16 protein-coding genes and 1 riboswitch are annotated in these 15,758 nt (G+C 42.9%); of the genes, 11 read left to right on the plus strand and 5 right to left on the minus strand.

Translation table 11 applies throughout. The annotated features are described in order from the left end of the window. Positions 1 to 7 precede the first annotated feature (7 nt). Positions 8 to 574 carry a DNA-3-methyladenine glycosylase I gene (locus HMPREF2885_RS00720; RefSeq protein WP_070656861.1) on the plus strand — a complete coding sequence of 189 codons (567 nt, stop codon included), beginning with the start codon at positions 8 to 10 and terminating at the stop codon, positions 572 to 574. A 79-nt stretch (positions 575 to 653) separates the two neighbouring features. Here HMPREF2885_RS00720 and HMPREF2885_RS00725 read toward each other — a convergent pair whose 3' ends face one another. The 5 genes from HMPREF2885_RS00725 to HMPREF2885_RS00745 all read right to left on the minus strand — a co-directional run bounded on the left by HMPREF2885_RS00725 (position 654) and on the right by HMPREF2885_RS00745 (position 4,328). Next, positions 654 to 917, minus strand: coding sequence for a SemiSWEET family transporter (locus HMPREF2885_RS00725; RefSeq protein ID WP_000166112.1), 264 nt, complete (start codon positions 915 to 917; stop codon positions 654 to 656). A 105-nt stretch (positions 918 to 1,022) separates the two neighbouring features. Continuing rightward, the gene (locus HMPREF2885_RS00730) at positions 1,023 to 2,057 is read right to left on the minus strand and encodes a S66 family peptidase (protein ID WP_000626039.1); all 1,035 of its coding nucleotides are present in this window, start codon (positions 2,055 to 2,057) and stop codon (positions 1,023 to 1,025) included. A 274-nt stretch (positions 2,058 to 2,331) separates the two neighbouring features. Continuing rightward, complete coding sequence (locus HMPREF2885_RS00735; protein WP_000331827.1) at positions 2,332 to 2,679, minus strand: TfoX/Sxy family protein; 348 nt, start codon at positions 2,677 to 2,679, stop codon at positions 2,332 to 2,334. Between the two features lie 15 nt (positions 2,680 to 2,694). Then, positions 2,695 to 3,372, minus strand: coding sequence for a DUF1129 domain-containing protein (locus tag HMPREF2885_RS00740; protein WP_000078006.1), 678 nt, complete (start codon positions 3,370 to 3,372; stop codon positions 2,695 to 2,697). Positions 3,373 to 3,383: 11 nt separating this feature from the next. After that, a complete protein-coding gene (locus HMPREF2885_RS00745) occupies positions 3,384 to 4,328 on the minus strand; it encodes a magnesium transporter CorA family protein (protein WP_000815616.1) in 945 nt (314 codons plus the stop codon). Between the two features lie 136 nt (positions 4,329 to 4,464). Between HMPREF2885_RS00745 and uvrA the strand changes: the two genes are divergently transcribed. From uvrA to HMPREF2885_RS00795, 10 genes are all read left to right on the plus strand, one after another. Then, positions 4,465 to 7,296 carry an excinuclease ABC subunit UvrA gene (uvrA, locus tag HMPREF2885_RS00750; RefSeq protein WP_001152858.1) on the plus strand — a complete coding sequence of 944 codons (2,832 nt, stop codon included), beginning with the start codon at positions 4,465 to 4,467 and terminating at the stop codon, positions 7,294 to 7,296. Beyond that, a complete protein-coding gene (locus HMPREF2885_RS00755; RefSeq protein WP_001042837.1) occupies positions 7,289 to 8,350 on the plus strand; it encodes a M24 family metallopeptidase in 1,062 nt (353 codons plus the stop codon). Before uvrA ends, HMPREF2885_RS00755 begins: the two co-directional genes overlap by 8 nt. A gap of 55 nt (positions 8,351 to 8,405) precedes the next feature. Further along, positions 8,406 to 8,557: riboswitch (M-box (ykoK) riboswitch) on the plus strand. A 195-nt stretch (positions 8,558 to 8,752) separates the two neighbouring features. Continuing rightward, entirely contained in the window at positions 8,753 to 11,413 is a 2,661-nt protein-coding gene (mgtA, locus tag HMPREF2885_RS00760; protein ID WP_070656862.1) for a magnesium-translocating P-type ATPase, read from the plus strand. A gap of 134 nt (positions 11,414 to 11,547) precedes the next feature. Then, a complete protein-coding gene (spx, locus tag HMPREF2885_RS00765; protein WP_000591165.1) occupies positions 11,548 to 11,946 on the plus strand; it encodes a transcriptional regulator Spx in 399 nt (132 codons plus the stop codon). Between the two features lie 66 nt (positions 11,947 to 12,012). Further along, positions 12,013 to 12,582, plus strand: a complete 570-nt coding sequence (locus HMPREF2885_RS00770) for an SP0191 family lipoprotein (RefSeq protein WP_049519229.1) — start codon at positions 12,013 to 12,015, stop codon at positions 12,580 to 12,582. Positions 12,583 to 12,668: 86 nt separating this feature from the next. Further along, positions 12,669 to 12,935 (plus strand): IreB family regulatory phosphoprotein, encoded by a 267-nt coding sequence (locus HMPREF2885_RS00775; RefSeq protein ID WP_000507059.1) that lies wholly within the window; start codon positions 12,669 to 12,671, stop codon positions 12,933 to 12,935. A 3-nt stretch (positions 12,936 to 12,938) separates the two neighbouring features. Then, on the plus strand, positions 12,939 to 13,358 hold the full coding sequence (ruvX, locus tag HMPREF2885_RS00780; RefSeq protein WP_002876031.1) for a Holliday junction resolvase RuvX: 420 nt from the start codon (positions 12,939 to 12,941) through the stop codon (positions 13,356 to 13,358). Positions 13,359 to 13,373: 15 nt separating this feature from the next. Then, positions 13,374 to 13,679 (plus strand): DUF1292 domain-containing protein, encoded by a 306-nt coding sequence (locus HMPREF2885_RS00785; RefSeq protein ID WP_000017624.1) that lies wholly within the window; start codon positions 13,374 to 13,376, stop codon positions 13,677 to 13,679. Between the two features lie 257 nt (positions 13,680 to 13,936). Continuing rightward, positions 13,937 to 15,187, plus strand: coding sequence for a bifunctional folylpolyglutamate synthase/dihydrofolate synthase (locus HMPREF2885_RS00790; protein ID WP_049500300.1), 1,251 nt, complete (start codon positions 13,937 to 13,939; stop codon positions 15,185 to 15,187). Between the two features lie 90 nt (positions 15,188 to 15,277). Beyond that, positions 15,278 to 15,733, plus strand: coding sequence for an SP_0198 family lipoprotein (locus HMPREF2885_RS00795; protein ID WP_000853132.1), 456 nt, complete (start codon positions 15,278 to 15,280; stop codon positions 15,731 to 15,733). Positions 15,734 to 15,758: the final 25 nt, after the last annotated feature.

Raw genomic sequence — 15,758 nt, forward strand, 5'->3', positions numbered from 1 at the left:
GAATAATATGACAAAACGCTGTTCGTGGGTTAAGATGACCAATCCGCTCTACATCGCCTACCACGACCAGGAGTGGGGGCAGCCCCTCCATGATGACCAAGCATTGTTTGAGTTGTTGTGTATGGAAACCTATCAGGCAGGCCTGTCTTGGGAAACGGTACTAAACAAACGCCAAGGATTCCGAGAAGCATTTCATGGCTATCAAATTCAAGCGGTCGCGGAAATGACAGATGGGGAGTTGGAAGCCTTGTTAGAGAATCCAGCCATCATCCGAAATCGTGCCAAGCTCTTTGCGACACGTGCCAACGCCCAAGCATTTTTACAAATCCAGAAAACCTTTGGCTCTTTTGACGCTTATCTCTGGTCCTTTGTTGAGGGGAAAACGATCGTGAATGATGTTCCTGACTATCACCTAGCACCTGCTAAAACAGCCTTGTCTGAAAAATTATCTCAAGATCTCAAAAAACGAGGCTTCAAGTTCACAGGTCCTGTTGCAGTCTTGTCATTTCTACAAGCTGCAGGTTTGATTGACGACCACGAAAATGATTGTGAGTGGAAAAGCAGAAATAAGTGAGTGCAGTCGTCTAACTATCTGAGAAAATAGAAAAAGCTGAGAAATTTATTTCAGCTTTTTGATTATATGCTAGTAATTTTTATAGTGCAGTAAGAAATGTCAGTCCACCTAAGACAACGCCAGCTGAGTTTGGAATAATTAGTATCCAATCCTTCTTAGGTTCTTTTGTCCACCCGTAAATAACCCAAATTAAACAAGATACTGCTGCGGATAAAGGCTGGAATGGTTGAGCTTTGTTGCCTTGTAAATTGGCAAAAATTTGTGGGATGTAGGCGATAAATACAATAATCCCGATAAAGGCTCCAATTGAACCGACAATTTGATTTATTTTTTGTTTAGTCATATACACCTCCCCCAAAAAGATATCATAAAAATAAGCAAAATGCAATAAATTCAGACACAAATTGTAACGAAAATCAATACCAGAGCACAAAAATGGAGAAATTGTTTATTTTTTGTTATCGTCAAAGCGAATGACTTGCTCCTGTGCATCTACATAGGCGTGAACGCCAAAGGGAACAATGGCTCTTGGTGTGGCATGGCCAACGTTTAGATTATAGACAATCGGGATATTGCTATCAATGGTGTCAATTAAAGCCTCTTTATAGTCGTCATAGAAGGTTTCATCCATAGGTTTTCCGACCAAGACTCCACTGATGACCTCAAATACCCCAGTTTCTTTTAAAGCCTGCAACATCTTTTTGAAATCATCAGGTTCAGGTTTTTCTTCGCTTGTTTCTAGTAAGAGAATTTTTCCTTTCCAGTCGGATAAGTCAGGGAAGAGTTTGTACTTTTGGCAGAGTTCTATACTGTCTGCATATCGAGAATTGTCAAAGATATCATAGAGGGACTCGATGCAACCACCGAGGATTTCTCCCTCAAACTGAGCATTTCCTTGTAACAAATCAAAACCTGTATTTATATGGCTGATACGAGCTGTTCCCAGAGCCTTGGGACTAAAATCAGTCCGTTCCTCATACCAAACGTCGCTAGGGCGAATTTCTGAGATTCTTTCTGTCTTGATCAATTCTTTAAAGTAGTGAAAGCTATAGGGCAACATCTCCTTGTCCAATTCACAAATGTCTGCTAGAAAGGATTGCCCATAAAAAGTCTTGACCCCTAGTTTGTGCAACATAAGGTGGTTCATAGTGGTATCTGAGAAACCAAGAAAAATCTTTTGTTTGATAATTTTTTCTAGTTGGTCATTTTCAAAAAGGTAGGGTAGCAAGCGATAGGTATCATCCCCACCGATGGCGCATAGGATCATGTCGATGCTATCGTCCGAAAAGGCCTGCATCAAATCCTCTGCACGTGCCTCCGGATGGTCCTTGATAAAGTCTAACCCTTTTAGCGAATGGGGCAAAAAGACAGGATTGAGTCCCAAATCCTTGAGACGTTGGAGACCCAAATCGACTTCGTGTTTGACAAAATCCTCTCCGATAACACCGCTAGACAAACTAACAATACCAATAGTAGAAATCATATCTCATCCTCCTAGAAATAGATTGATACTCTTCGAAAATCAAATTCAAACCACGTCAGCTTTGCCTTGCCGTACTCAAGTACAGCCTGCGGCTAGCTTCCTAGTTTGCTCTTTGATTTTCATTGAGTATGAGCCTATTCTATCACAAAAGATGAGAGGAAACTACAAGAATGAGACTCAGAAGTGCTATTGAATCTCAAGAAAGCAAGTGAAAAAGCAACCGCCTGTGCAGTTGCTTTTCGTTTTTCTAATCACTAATCTCGCTAGATATGAGTTACTTGGTCAACTCTTGATTATAGGAGAGGGCTAAATCAATCCAGTAAGGAAGTTCTTTCTGACCTTCAATATCTAGGTCTATATAGCCATGATAAGGTCGCCCTCTCATCAATGTAGTACGAGCTCCTGTTCGGGGTAGAACTTGCTTTTCCATTTCTTTGCCAATTCTCACCATAACCAGCTGGTCCTTTCTGGAACTGACTGTAAGGACCATTTTCCCACGAATCATAAAGGCAAGGCCACCAAACAGTTTCTTTTCTTCTAGCTCTTCTTCGAAAATTTGGGGAGGAAGTTTGAGTGCTAGAATTTTTCGAATCTGCTGTGCTAAGGATTGACTATATGCCATAGCGTTTCACTTTTCTTAATAACGGGATGGGCCTGCGCTTGCGCTTCGGATATTGAAACGTTTCTTGAGATAGAAGCGAAGGGCGAGAAGGGCCGCTCCTAGTACAGCCAAAGGCAGTGGAGCAAGGATTGGATTGAGAGCTGCTGGTAGGAAGCTTGTTGCGAAGAAGACAGCCAACCAGAGAAGCATAGCAGCGAGGATGACGAGGATTGATTTCCAGAAAGGAGGGCGCTGGCTACGATCTGTGTCTGGTCCATAATACTGGTAGACAAAGTAGTACATCAAGTAGAAGGCCACCCCTCCGACAAGTCCAACCAACAAGAGGGTAATCAAACCATAGCCAATAGCCTGGTCTGTAGAGAAAAAGTTGGTCAGAGCGCTAACCAGTGCAAAGAGACTGGTGATAAAAAGGGCTGAGTCCATAATCATGAGTTTTGGATCATCATTTTCTTTTGGATGCTCTTTTTCGTACTGTTCCTTGACTGTGAAACTGTGAGCCCAGTGAGTTGGAGCCCCGTAGAGGGAACGTGCAGTCGTTCCTTTGGCTTGCTCTTCAAGGATTTTAGGAATGACTTCCTCAAAGACGGTCTTGATTTCAGCGTCTGTTTTACCATCTTTGATAAATTGTTGGGTAGCGATATGGATAAACTCTTGGTTTTTTTTGGTTAGTTTTTGTAGATCAATCTGAGACATAGGGATTCCTCTTAGAACCATTTTTTATGGATGAGATAGAGAGTGAGCGAAACACTCATAGCAAAGGCGATAAAGACGATTAACCAGAAGGCGTGAGGTTCACCGTTTAGAGGGATTTCATTATCCTTAAAGTTCATCCCGTAGGCTGAGAAGATCATGGTTGGGACAGACATGACGATGGTCACGAGAGCCAGGGTCTTCATGATGTTGTTCTGGTTGTTGGAAATGATAGAGGCAAAGGTCTCTGTCATAGAGTGAAGGACGTTTCCATAGATATCTGCCATCTCAATGGCCTGTTGGGTTTCAATCAGGGTATCCTCAAGTAGGTCTTCGTCCTCTAAGTATTTTTTGATATTGCTGGTTGCACTGGTCAATTTCTTAATCACGCGCTCATTTGTCTTAAGTGAGGCCTTGAAATAGACGATGGTCTTTTCCAATTCCATGAGTTCGATCAGTTCTTCGTTTCGAGTAGATTTGTGAAGTTGACTTTCGATCTGGTCACTCTTACGGTCAATCGAACGAAGGGCTGTCAGGTAAAGTTCAGCGTTGCGATAGAGAATCTGGAAGATAAAACGTGAACGCATGAAAGTGTAGAAATTGCGGAGTCTACGGTTGATAAAGACATCGAGAACAGGGAGGGGCTCCAAGCAGGTAGTGATAATGGTCTCCTCGGTGATGATAATCCCTAGCGGAATCGTTACGTAGTAGGTGCGATTGTTTCTTTCCTCTGTGATGGGAACGTCTACGATGATCAAAGTATACTCATCTTCAATGGTAATACGAGACATTTCTTCCGCATCGAGCGGTGCTCGGAGGTCGGCAATGTCAATGTCAAAGGCATTGGCAATTTCCAACGATTCATTTTGTGTAGGATTGACGAGATTGATCCAAGTACCCGGTTCAAGCGTGTCGATCTCTTTAAATTCCGTTGTTGTTGAGAGAAAAACTTGTTTCATATCCCCTATCCTTTCCTACTATTCAGTGTTTGATTTTTTGCACCGTACTATTATACTATAAAAACAGCTTTTTGGGTAATAGAATTTCACATTTTTTGGTATAATGGAAAGCAATAATGGACTAGAAAGAACAAAGATGCAAGATAAAATTGTGATTCATGGGGCGCGTGCCCATAACTTAAAAAATATTGATGTGGAGATTCCAAGAGACAAGCTGGTTGTTGTGACTGGTTTGTCAGGGTCTGGGAAATCCAGTCTGGCCTTTGATACCCTCTATGCTGAGGGCCAACGTCGTTATGTGGAAAGTTTGTCAGCCTACGCTCGCCAGTTTTTGGGCAATATGGAAAAACCAGATGTGGATGCTATTGATGGTCTCAGCCCAGCTATTTCCATCGACCAAAAAACGACTAGCAAAAACCCGCGCTCGACCGTTGGAACGACGACTGAAATCAATGATTATTTGCGTCTCCTCTACGCACGTGTGGGGACGCCTTACTGTATCAACGGGCATGGGGCTATCAAGGCTTCTTCTGTGGAGCAGATCGTAGATAAGGTTTTGGAATTGCCAGAACGCCAACGTCTGCAAATCTTAGCTCCTGTCATTCGTAAGAAAAAAGGGCAACACAAGAGCGTCATTGAAAAGATTCAGAAAGACGGTTATGTCCGCGTCCGTGTGGATGGGGAAGTTTATGATGTGACCGAAGTGCCAGAGTTGTCGAAGAGCAAGCAACACAATATCGATGTCGTGGTCGACCGTATTGTCATCAAGGAGGGCATTCGTAGCCGTCTCTTTGATTCCATTGAGGCTGCCCTTCGTATCGCAGAAGGTTATGTCATTATCGACACTATGGACGATTCTGAGTTGCTCTTTTCTGAGCATTATGCCTGTCCAGTTTGTGGTTTTACAGTACCAGAGTTAGAGCCTCGTCTCTTCTCCTTCAATGCCCCGTTTGGCTCGTGTAGTGAGTGTGATGGTTTGGGCATCAAGCTGGAGGTGGATGTTGACTTGGTGGTTCCTGATACCAGCAAAACTTTGCGTGAGGGAGCATTAGCACCTTGGAATCCTATCTCATCCAACTACTATCCAAATATGCTAGAGCAGGCCATGACAGCCTTTGGAGTGGATATGGATAAGCCTTTTGAGGACTTGTCAGAAGAAGATAAAAACTTGATTCTCTATGGCTCAGATGGCAAGGAATTCCATTTCCACTATGAAAATGAATTTGGCGGTGTGCGCGATATCGACGTTCCTTTTGAGGGAGTTGTCAATAATATCAAGCGCCGTTACCATGAAACTAATAGTGACTACACCCGTACCCAGATGCGTCTCTACATGAATGAGCTGACCTGCGGAACTTGTCACGGCTATCGTCTCAACGATCAGGCCTTGTCTGTTCGTGTGGGTGGTGAGCAAGGGCCACATATCGGTGAAATCTCAGATTTGTCTATCGCAGACCATTTGGAGTTGGTGAGCCAGTTGACCTTGTCTGAAAATGAAGCCATTATTGCTCGTCCCATTCTCAAGGAAATCAAGGATCGCTTGACCTTCCTCAATAACGTGGGACTTAACTATTTGACGCTGTCACGTTCGGCAGGAACCCTGTCAGGTGGGGAGAGTCAGCGAATTCGCTTGGCGACTCAGATTGGTTCCAACTTATCAGGTGTTCTTTATATCCTGGATGAGCCGTCGATTGGACTCCACCAGAGGGATAATGACCGCCTGATTGCTAGCTTGAAAAAAATGCGTGATTTGGGCAATACTCTTATCGTAGTGGAACATGACGAAGATACTATGCGTGAGGCGGATTATCTGATTGACGTTGGTCCAGGTGCCGGTGTTTTTGGTGGCGAGATTGTTGCTGCAGGAACACCCAAGCAGGTGGCCCGTAACAGTAAGTCTATTACAGGCCAGTACTTGTCAGGTAAACGTGCCATTCCAGTACCAGAAGAGCGCCGTGCCGGAAATGGTCGCTTTATCGAAGTGACAGGAGCGCGTGAGAACAACTTACAAAATGTCACGGCCCGCTTCCCATTAGGAAAATTCATCGCAGTGACAGGGGTGTCAGGCTCAGGAAAGTCGACCTTGATCAACAGCATCCTCAAAAAAGCCATTGCCCAGAAGCTCAACCGCAATTCAGACAAACCTGGTAAGTTTAAAACGATTACGGGGATTGAGCATGTCGATCGTCTGATTGATATTGACCAGAGTCCAATCGGACGGACACCAAGGTCCAATCCTGCCACCTATACGGGAGTTTTTGACGATATACGTGACCTCTTTGCCCAGACAAATGAAGCTAAGATTCGAGGCTATAAGAAGGGCCGTTTCAGTTTCAACGTCAAGGGTGGTCGTTGCGAAGCCTGCTCAGGTGACGGGATTATCAAGATTGAGATGCACTTCTTGCCAGATGTTTACGTTGCTTGTGAAGTTTGCCACGGAACCCGCTACAACAGTGAAACCCTAGAAGTTCACTACAAGGAAAAGAATATCTCGCAAGTTTTAGATATGACCGTCAACGATGCGGTGGAATTCTTCCAACACATTCCTAAGATTCAACGCAAACTCCAGACCATCAAGGATGTAGGACTGGGCTATGTAACGCTAGGTCAACCGGCTACCACCCTTTCTGGGGGAGAAGCCCAGCGTATGAAGTTGGCTAGTGAACTCCACAAACGCTCGACTGGAAAATCCTTCTACATTCTGGATGAGCCAACGACAGGGCTTCATACTGAGGACATCGCTCGCTTGCTTAAAGTCTTAGCTCGCTTTGTCGACGATGGAAATACAGTCCTCGTCATCGAGCACAATCTGGATGTCATCAAGACTGCAGACCATATCATTGACTTGGGGCCTGAGGGCGGTGTCGGTGGTGGAACCATCATCGCAACAGGAACCCCAGAAGAAGTAGCGGCCAATGAAGCCAGCTACACAGGACACTATTTGAAAGGAAAGTTACATCATGAATAAACGTGTGCAAGCATTTCTAGCTAAAATGCAAGAAAAAGAACTAGATGGTATCATCATCAACAACCTTAAAAACGTCTATTATTTGACTGGTTTTTGGGGTTCAAATGGAACAGTCTTTATCAGCCATGACCGTCAGGTTTTGGTGACAGACTCTCGCTATATCATTGCAGCTAAGCAAGAAGTAACAGGTTTTGAAATTGTGGCTGATCGTGACGAATTGGCTGTTATTGCAGGCATCGTTAAGGATATGGGCTTGTCTCGCATCGGTTTTGAGGACGAGATTTCGGTCTCTTATTACCACCGTATGCAGGCAGCTTTTGCAGGAATCGACTTGCTTCCGCAGACTCAGTTTGTAGAAGCGCTTCGTATGATTAAAGATGAGAAAGAGATTGCGACTATTCGCAAGGCTTGTTCTATCTCAGACCAAGCTTTCCGAGATGCACTTGACTTTATCAAACCAGGAAAAACTGAGATTGAAATTGCCAACTTCCTTGATTTCCGCATGCGGGAGCTAGGAGCAGCAGGCTTGTCTTTTGATACCATTTTAGCAAGTGGTATCAACTCTTCTAAACCTCACGCCCACCCAATGCACAAGCCAGTAGAACTAGGCGAAGCCATCACCATGGACTTCGGCTGTCTCTACGACCACTATGTCAGCGATATGACACGGACCATTTATCTAGGCCATGTCAGTGACGAGCAAGCAGAAATCTACAACACAGTTTTGAAAGCCAACCAAACTCTGATTGACCAAGCCAAGGCAGGTCTAGGTTTCCGTGACTTTGACAAAATTCCTCGTGATATCATTGTGGAAGCAGGCTATGGAGAATACTTTACACATGGTATCGGACACGGTATCGGACTGGACATCCACGAAGAACCTTACTTTAGTCAAACTTCCAAAGAAGTCATTAAATCTGGTATGGTCTTGACTGATGAACCGGGTATCTATATTGAAGGTAAATACGGGGTTCGTATCGAAGATGATATCTTAATTACAGATAACGGTTGCGAATTGTTGACTCTAGCGCCGAAGGAATTAATTGTTATTTAAGAAAATTATGATAAATCGTTGACTTTTATATTTTAAAGGTTTATACTGATAGACGAAAACGGTAGGTGAGGCTACCATAGGGATACGGATGACTACCGCAAAGCAGTGGAGACACTACTCGTTGGTCAACAGTCCTGGTCGCGAAGGCCAAGACTAAGCTCATTACATCGCCCTATGGAGTTAAAGCTTGAACGAAAAAACAGATAATTAGTTTTTTAATCCTGCCATTTTATGGTGGGATTTTCTACTGTTTTAGAACAAGGAAAGGAGACAAACGATGCAAATTGACGATCATCCAGAACCGCACATACACAGCCAATCGCTGATTTGTGTCGTTCTGCCCTTATAAAGTGATTGGTCTCTGTGTATGAAACACATCATTCATACAGATAGGAGAAACCAATGAAAACTACAAAAGAAAGATTAGCAACAGCTATTCACACACCCTTAAACGAAACTCTATCTTTTTATAAGACAAGTCTAACAGGCTTGACTGAGGAGCAGGTGGAGAAAAATCGTGACCTATATGGCGAAAACACCATCACCAAGGGTCAAGAAGACAGTATCCTCAAAAAGATTTACGAATCCATCATCAATCCATTTACAATCATCCTGCTGGTCATCGCTATGATTTCCATGGTGACCAATGTCTGGTTGGCGAAGCCTGGACAAGAAGATCCGACGACCTCTATCATCATCGTCGTTCTCGTTCTAATCTCTGGTGGCATACGCTTTGTCCAAGAACTGCGGAGTGACAAGGCTGCGACCAATCTATCAAAAATGATTGTGAATACAGCCACAGTTATCCGCGAAGGCCAGAGTTTAGAGGTCGCAATTGAAGATTTGGTCGTTGGAGATATAGTCAAATTAAGTGCTGGGGATATGATACCAGCAGATCTCCTTTTAATTGAATCACGTGATTTCTTTGTTCAACAGTCTGGTTTGACAGGTGAAAGTGACTCGGTTGAAAAACTAGCCTTGTCAAAAATGAGTCAGTCAAATTTTGATAGTCTGCTAGAAGCAGAAGCGCTCGCTTTTATGGGAACCAATGTGATATCAGGAAGCGCTAAGGCTTTGATTCTAGCGGTCGGTGATGACACCATGATGGGAGAAATCGAGCAGACTCTCAATACCTATGACGAACCGACCTCTTTTGAACGGGAGATGAACAGCATCTCTTGGCTCTTAATCCGTTTGATGTTAGTCATGGTTCCCATCGTGTTTCTCTCCAATGGCTTGACAGATGGCGACTGGCTGGAAGCAGGTGTGTTTGCACTGAGTGTTGGTGTTGGATTGACACCTGAGATGCTTCCTATGATCATCACGGCCAGTCTAGCAAAAGGCTCCATTATCATGGCCAAGGAAAAAGTGGTTATCAAGAAACTCAATGCCATACAAGATTTAGGTGCTATTGATATCCTATGCACGGATAAAACCGGAACCCTTACCCAAGACGAAATTGTCCTGGAATATCCTTTGGATATACATGGAGATTTGGATTTGTCTGTGTTGAGACGGGCTTATCTCAATTCCTATTTTCAAACCGGTTTGAAGAACTTGATGGACCGTGCCATCATCAGTAGAACTGAAAAAGAAGCTAAAGAACACGCTATTCTACAAAATTTGGATACTAGCTTCCAAAAAATAGATGAATTGCCCTTTGATTTTGAACGCAGACGGATGAGTGTCATCGTCAAGGATGAGAACGAAGTTGTTAGTTTGGTAACCAAGGGTGCTCTAGAGGAAATGCTTGCGATTTCAACCCATGTGGAATATCAAGGTCAGATTAGTCCTTTGACGGATGATATCCGAGTGGAAATCTTAAAAGAAGTAGATCAACTTAATCAACAGGGATTGCGAGTCTTGGGAGTTGCCTATAAAACAGGCCTAAAAGAAGGTTTTGCTTACTCCGTTGAAGATGAAAAAGAGATGATTCTAACAGGCTATCTTGCCTTTCTAGATCCACCAAAACCATCTGCAGCACCTGCTATCCAAGCATTGTTAGAACACGGTGTTCAAACAAAGATCTTGACGGGAGACAATGAAAAGGTAACTCAAGCAGTTTGCGAAAAAGTTGGTCTAGACGTTGATCAAATCTTGTTGGGTTCTGATATTGACGCCATGACGGACGAAGAGTTAGCCCAAGTAGTTGAGAAAGTGACGGTCTTTGCCAAACTCTCTCCGGATCAAAAAGCACGAATCATTTTACAAATCAAATCGAATGGACATTGTGTCGGCTATATGGGAGATGGGATCAATGATGCCCCTTCAATGAAAGTAGCAGATGTGGGGATTTCTGTTGATACAGCAGTAGATATTGCCAAAGAGACGGCTGATGTCATTTTGCTAGATAAGGATTTGATGGTGCTTGAAAAAGGGCTGGTTGAAGGACGCAAAGTCTATGCTAATATGACTAAATATATCAAGATGACGGTCAGCTCTAATTTCGGGAACATTTTCTCTCTGTTAGTGTCTGGTATCTTTTTACCTTTCCTGCCAATGGCTCCGATTCACTTGATTGTCTTAAACCTCGTCTACGACCTTTCTTGCATTGCCTTGCCATTTGATAATGTGGATGAAGACTTTTTGAAGCATCCTCATAAGTGGGAAGCCAAGTCTATTACTCGCTTTATGATTTGGATGGGTCCGATTTCGTCTGCCTTTGACATTTTGACTTTTATCTTGCTCTATTTTGTCATTGTCCCAATGGCGACAGGTCAAGCTTATGCTCACGGAGCAGAGTCTGCAACAGGCTTTATCATCTTGTTCCAGACAGGTTGGTTCATTGAATCCATGTGGTCCCAAACCATGGTTATCCATATGCTTCGTTCAGCAAAACTTCCTTTCTTACAAAGCCGTCCATCATGGTTTGTTCTTGGGACAACCTTGCTAGCAGCTAGTTTTGTGACCTTCCTTCCCTACTCTTCAATTGCTAGCCTACTTCATTTAACCCCTTTGGAACCAATTTATTTCCTCTTTTTGCTTTTGATTATCGTTCTCTATATGATAAGTGTTACAGTTGTGAAACGATTGTATATCAAAAAATTTAAAAGTTGGTTATAAATTGATTTTGTCAAGAAAAAAGTACGAAAATCGCGAAAAAAGTTAAATTTTTTTAAAAATAGGTCGCAAGTCGGATGTTTTTTATGGTATAATAGACTAAACTGATAGTAACATGTAGCGAAAGGGGTAGGTACATGATCAAAATTTATACAGTCTCAAGTTGTACTAGCTGTAAAAAAGCGAAAACCTGGCTCAATGCCCACCAGTTAAGTTATAAAGAACAAAATCTCGGTAAAGAAGGAATTACAAGAGAAGAGTTATTAGATATTCTCACGAAAACAGATAATGGAATTGCCAGTATCGTTTCGTCAAAAAACCGCTACGCTAAGGCACTTGGAGTTGACATCGAGGATTTGAGTGTCAATGAAGTGCTCAACTTAATCATGGAAACACCACGGATCTTAAAGAGTCCGATTCTCGTTGACGAGAAGCGCCTACAAGTCGGCTATAAAGAAGATGATATCCGTGCCTTCTTGCCACGCTCTGTCCGTAATGTAGAAAATGCAGAAGCACGTCTACGTGCAGCTCTATAAAACATCAAGGCTGGGAGTGACTCCTGGCCTTGTTTGCTCTTTTGTTTTAAAATCATGTGAGGAATTATGAAAAAGTTACTAATTGCTAGTTTTGCTCTCCTCTTTTTGCTTGCGGGATGTGGGCAAAAAAAGGAAACTCCTGCTGCTTCCACAACAGCATCTGAACCTCTCCAATCAAACCTTCCCGTTTTGGACAATGCCGAAAAGAATACGGTTGTCACCAAGACCCTGTTGATGCCGAAGTCAGAAAATGGAACGCAACAGACTCAAACGATTACTTATAAAGGCAATCAGTTTTTAACCTTGACCATCCAGCAAAAACGACCTGTCGGGGATGAACTCAAGACCTTTATCTCTGAAAATGGTCTAGAGGAAACGCAAAAAGCACTCTTAGAGGCAGAAGAAAAGGATGAGACCATCCAAGAGGCACGCAAACTAGCAGGATTTACACTGGAAACCAAGCTACTCAGCGAGACAGAAATCCAGACTACAACGACTTATGATTTTCAAGTATTGGATGTCAAAAAGGCATCTCAGATAGAATATTTAAAAAATATCGGCCTGGAAAATCTCTTAAAAAACGAACCTAGCCAATATATTGCAGATAGAGTGGCAAATGGGGCGACAGAACAATAGAAAATCCAAATTAATAGACGGACTTATTTGTAGAACGTCAGGGAATGTGCTATAATAGTACTATTCTAAGGAAAGAGGGTGTTAGAATGGGATTTACTGAAGAAACTGTACGGTTTAAATTGGATGATTCCAATAAGAAAGAAATTAGCGAAACATTGACAGATGTTTATGCTTCTTTGAATGACAAGGGCTACAATCCGATTAACCAGATCGTCGGTTATGTATTGAGTGGAGACCCTGCCTACGTTCCTCGTTACAACAATGCACGAAATCAAATCCGTAAGTATGAGCGTGATGAAATTGTTGAAGAATTGGTACGCTACTACCTTAAAGGACAAGGAGTCGATCTATAATCTATGAGAATTATGGGATTGGACGTCGGTTCAAAAACAGTAGGGGTGGCGATTAGTGATCCACTAGGCTTCACCGCTCAGGGACTTGAAATCATCCAGATTAATGAGGATCAGGGCCAGTTTGGTTTTGACCGCATCAAGGAATTGGTTGACAGCTATAAGGTAGAACGCTTTGTAGTAGGTCTGCCAAAAAACATGAACAATACCAGCGGTCCACGAGTAGAAGCCAGTCAAGCCTACGGAGCAAAATTAGAGGAACTTTTTGGTTTACCAGTAGACTATCAAGATGAGCGTTTGACGACCGTCGCTGCGGAGCGTATGTTGATTGAACAAGCAGATATCAGTCGTAACAAACGCAAGAAAGTTATTGATAAGTTGGCTGCCCAGCTGATTTTGCAAAATTATTTAGATAGAAAATTTTAAGACAGAGGAGAAACTATGTCACACGATCACAACCATGATCACGAAGAACGTGAATTGATTACACTTGTTGATGAACAAGGAAATGAAACTTTATTTGAAATCCTTTTGACCATTGATGGAAAAGAAGAATTTGGTAAAAACTATGTTCTGCTAGTGCCAGTTAACGCAGAAGAAGATGAAAATGGTGAAGTTGAAATCCAAGCTTACTCATTCATCGAAAATGAAGACGGAACAGAAGGCGAATTGCAACCAATCCCAGAAGACTCAGAAGACGAATGGAACATGATTGAAGAAGTCTTCAACAGCTTTATGGAGGAGTGATACAGTCTGGGAGACTGTATCACCCCAACTCCTAGAAACTAGAAAGAGTTGGAACATCCGGTGGATGTTTTTAGCCCTGCGCCAGAAATTAGAAACGCAGGAACGTCCGGTGGACGTTTTTAGCCCACGTTGAAATTCATAGTAGCTAGTGATTAGCTAACCAGGTAAGAGGTCGGGATTTTAGTCCCGACCTCGCTTTTTATTTGTAATCATACTTTGATGCGGTAGTTGATTGGACTTTTGTTAAGGAGACATGTATGTTTGAAGTAGAAGAATGGCTTCATAGTCGGATTGGTTTAAACTTTAGATCTGGACTTGGACGAATGCAACGAGCGGTGGATTTGTTGGGGAATCCTGAGAAGACATATCCTATTATCCATGTAACAGGGACTAACGGTAAAGGGTCAACTATTGCTTTTATGAGGGAGCTGTTTGTTGCTCATGGTAAAAAAGTTGGTACTTTTACCTCTCCTCATATCATCAGTATCCATGATCGAATCTGTATCAATGGACAACCGATCGCGGAGGAAGACTTTGTCCGTATAGCTAACCAAGTCAAAGAGATGGAGAAAACTCTCTTAGAAACGCATGATCAATTGTCTTTCTTTGAGTTGTTGACCTTGATTGCCTTGCTTTACTTTAAAGAGCAGGGAGTGGATTTGGTTTTGCTAGAAGTGGGGATAGGTGGTCTACTTGATACTACTAATGTCGTAACAGGAGAGATTGCAGTTATTACTTCCATTGGGCTAGATCATCAGGAGACCTTGGGCGATAATCTGGAGGAAATAGCCGAGCAGAAAGCTGGCATTTTCAAGGCTGGCAAGAAGGCGGTCATTGCCAAGCTTACTCCAGAAGCGGAGCTTGTCTGTCAAAATACAGCAAGAGAGTTAACTGTGGATCTCTATCAAGCTGGGCGAGACTTCTCCTTGAATGCTGGGGATTTTTCAAGTAGCCTAGCGAGTTTTTCACAACTTGAAATCAGTTTGGAAGGTGTTTATCAGCAAGAAAATGCTGCCTTGGCTTTGGAAACTTTTCTTCTGTTTATGGCGTCAAGAGGTGAAAGGGTCGAAGAAGTGCTTGTCAGACGGGCCTTGCAAGAGACCCACTGGGCAGGTCGATTGGAACGGATTCGTCCGCAAATCTACCTAGATGGGGCTCACAATCTGCCAGCCTTGACTCGTCTAGTTGAGTTTATCCAAGGGAAAATCCAGCAAGGTTATCAAATTCGCATTCTTTTTGGCGCCCTTAAACGCAAGGATTATCAGGGGATGCTAGGCTATCTATCTAAGCAGTTGCCTGAGGTGGAACTTAAGATAACAGGCTTTGACTACCAAGGCTCTCTGGATGAAAAGGATGTGGTAGCTTACGATTTGATTTCTTCCTATGGCGATTTTATCAGAGAATTTGAAGATAAGGCCAATGGCCAGGACCTGCTTTTCGTGACGGGTTCACTCTACTTTATCTCAGAAGTCCGAGCGAGTTTGGTAGGAAGCGACGAGATTAGTTGACCTTCTAGGTTTATGTTGCTATACTGTAGGTAGGATGTATATCTGGAAACGATTCCAGCAAAACATTGGCACAAAAGAAAGGAAATCGCTATGAAAACGAAAACATTCACACTTTCTATTGCTTCCCTAGCAATTCTTAGTCTTTTAGCAGCTTGTGGACCTAAGGCACAAGCCCCTACCCAGCAATCTGCTCAGCAATCATCTACTCAACAAGAATCATCTTCTAGCGCTACGACAAGTGCTAGTCAACCGCAGGCATCCTCAAGTCAGGACACTACTGTAGCTCAACCTACGAATATCGATGGTACCTATACTGGAAAGGATGAGAATGACCAAATCACTCTTGTTGTAACAGGTAAAACTGGTACATGGACTGAGGTCGAGCCAGATGGAGATAAGGAAATCAAGCAAGTCAGCTTTGAGCCAGAAAATCAACGTGTCATTATCGGTGATGATGTCAAAATTTACACGGTTAATGGTAATCAATTGATTATCGATGATATGGACCGAGAGGCATCTGACCGAGAGGTATTAACTAAGCAATAATGATTAAGTAAAAGTTCCAATGAGA

It is taken from the genome of Streptococcus sp. HMSC062H02 (assembly GCF_001813005.1).
GTDB classification, from domain to species: Bacteria; Bacillota; Bacilli; order Lactobacillales; family Streptococcaceae; genus Streptococcus; species Streptococcus oralis_S.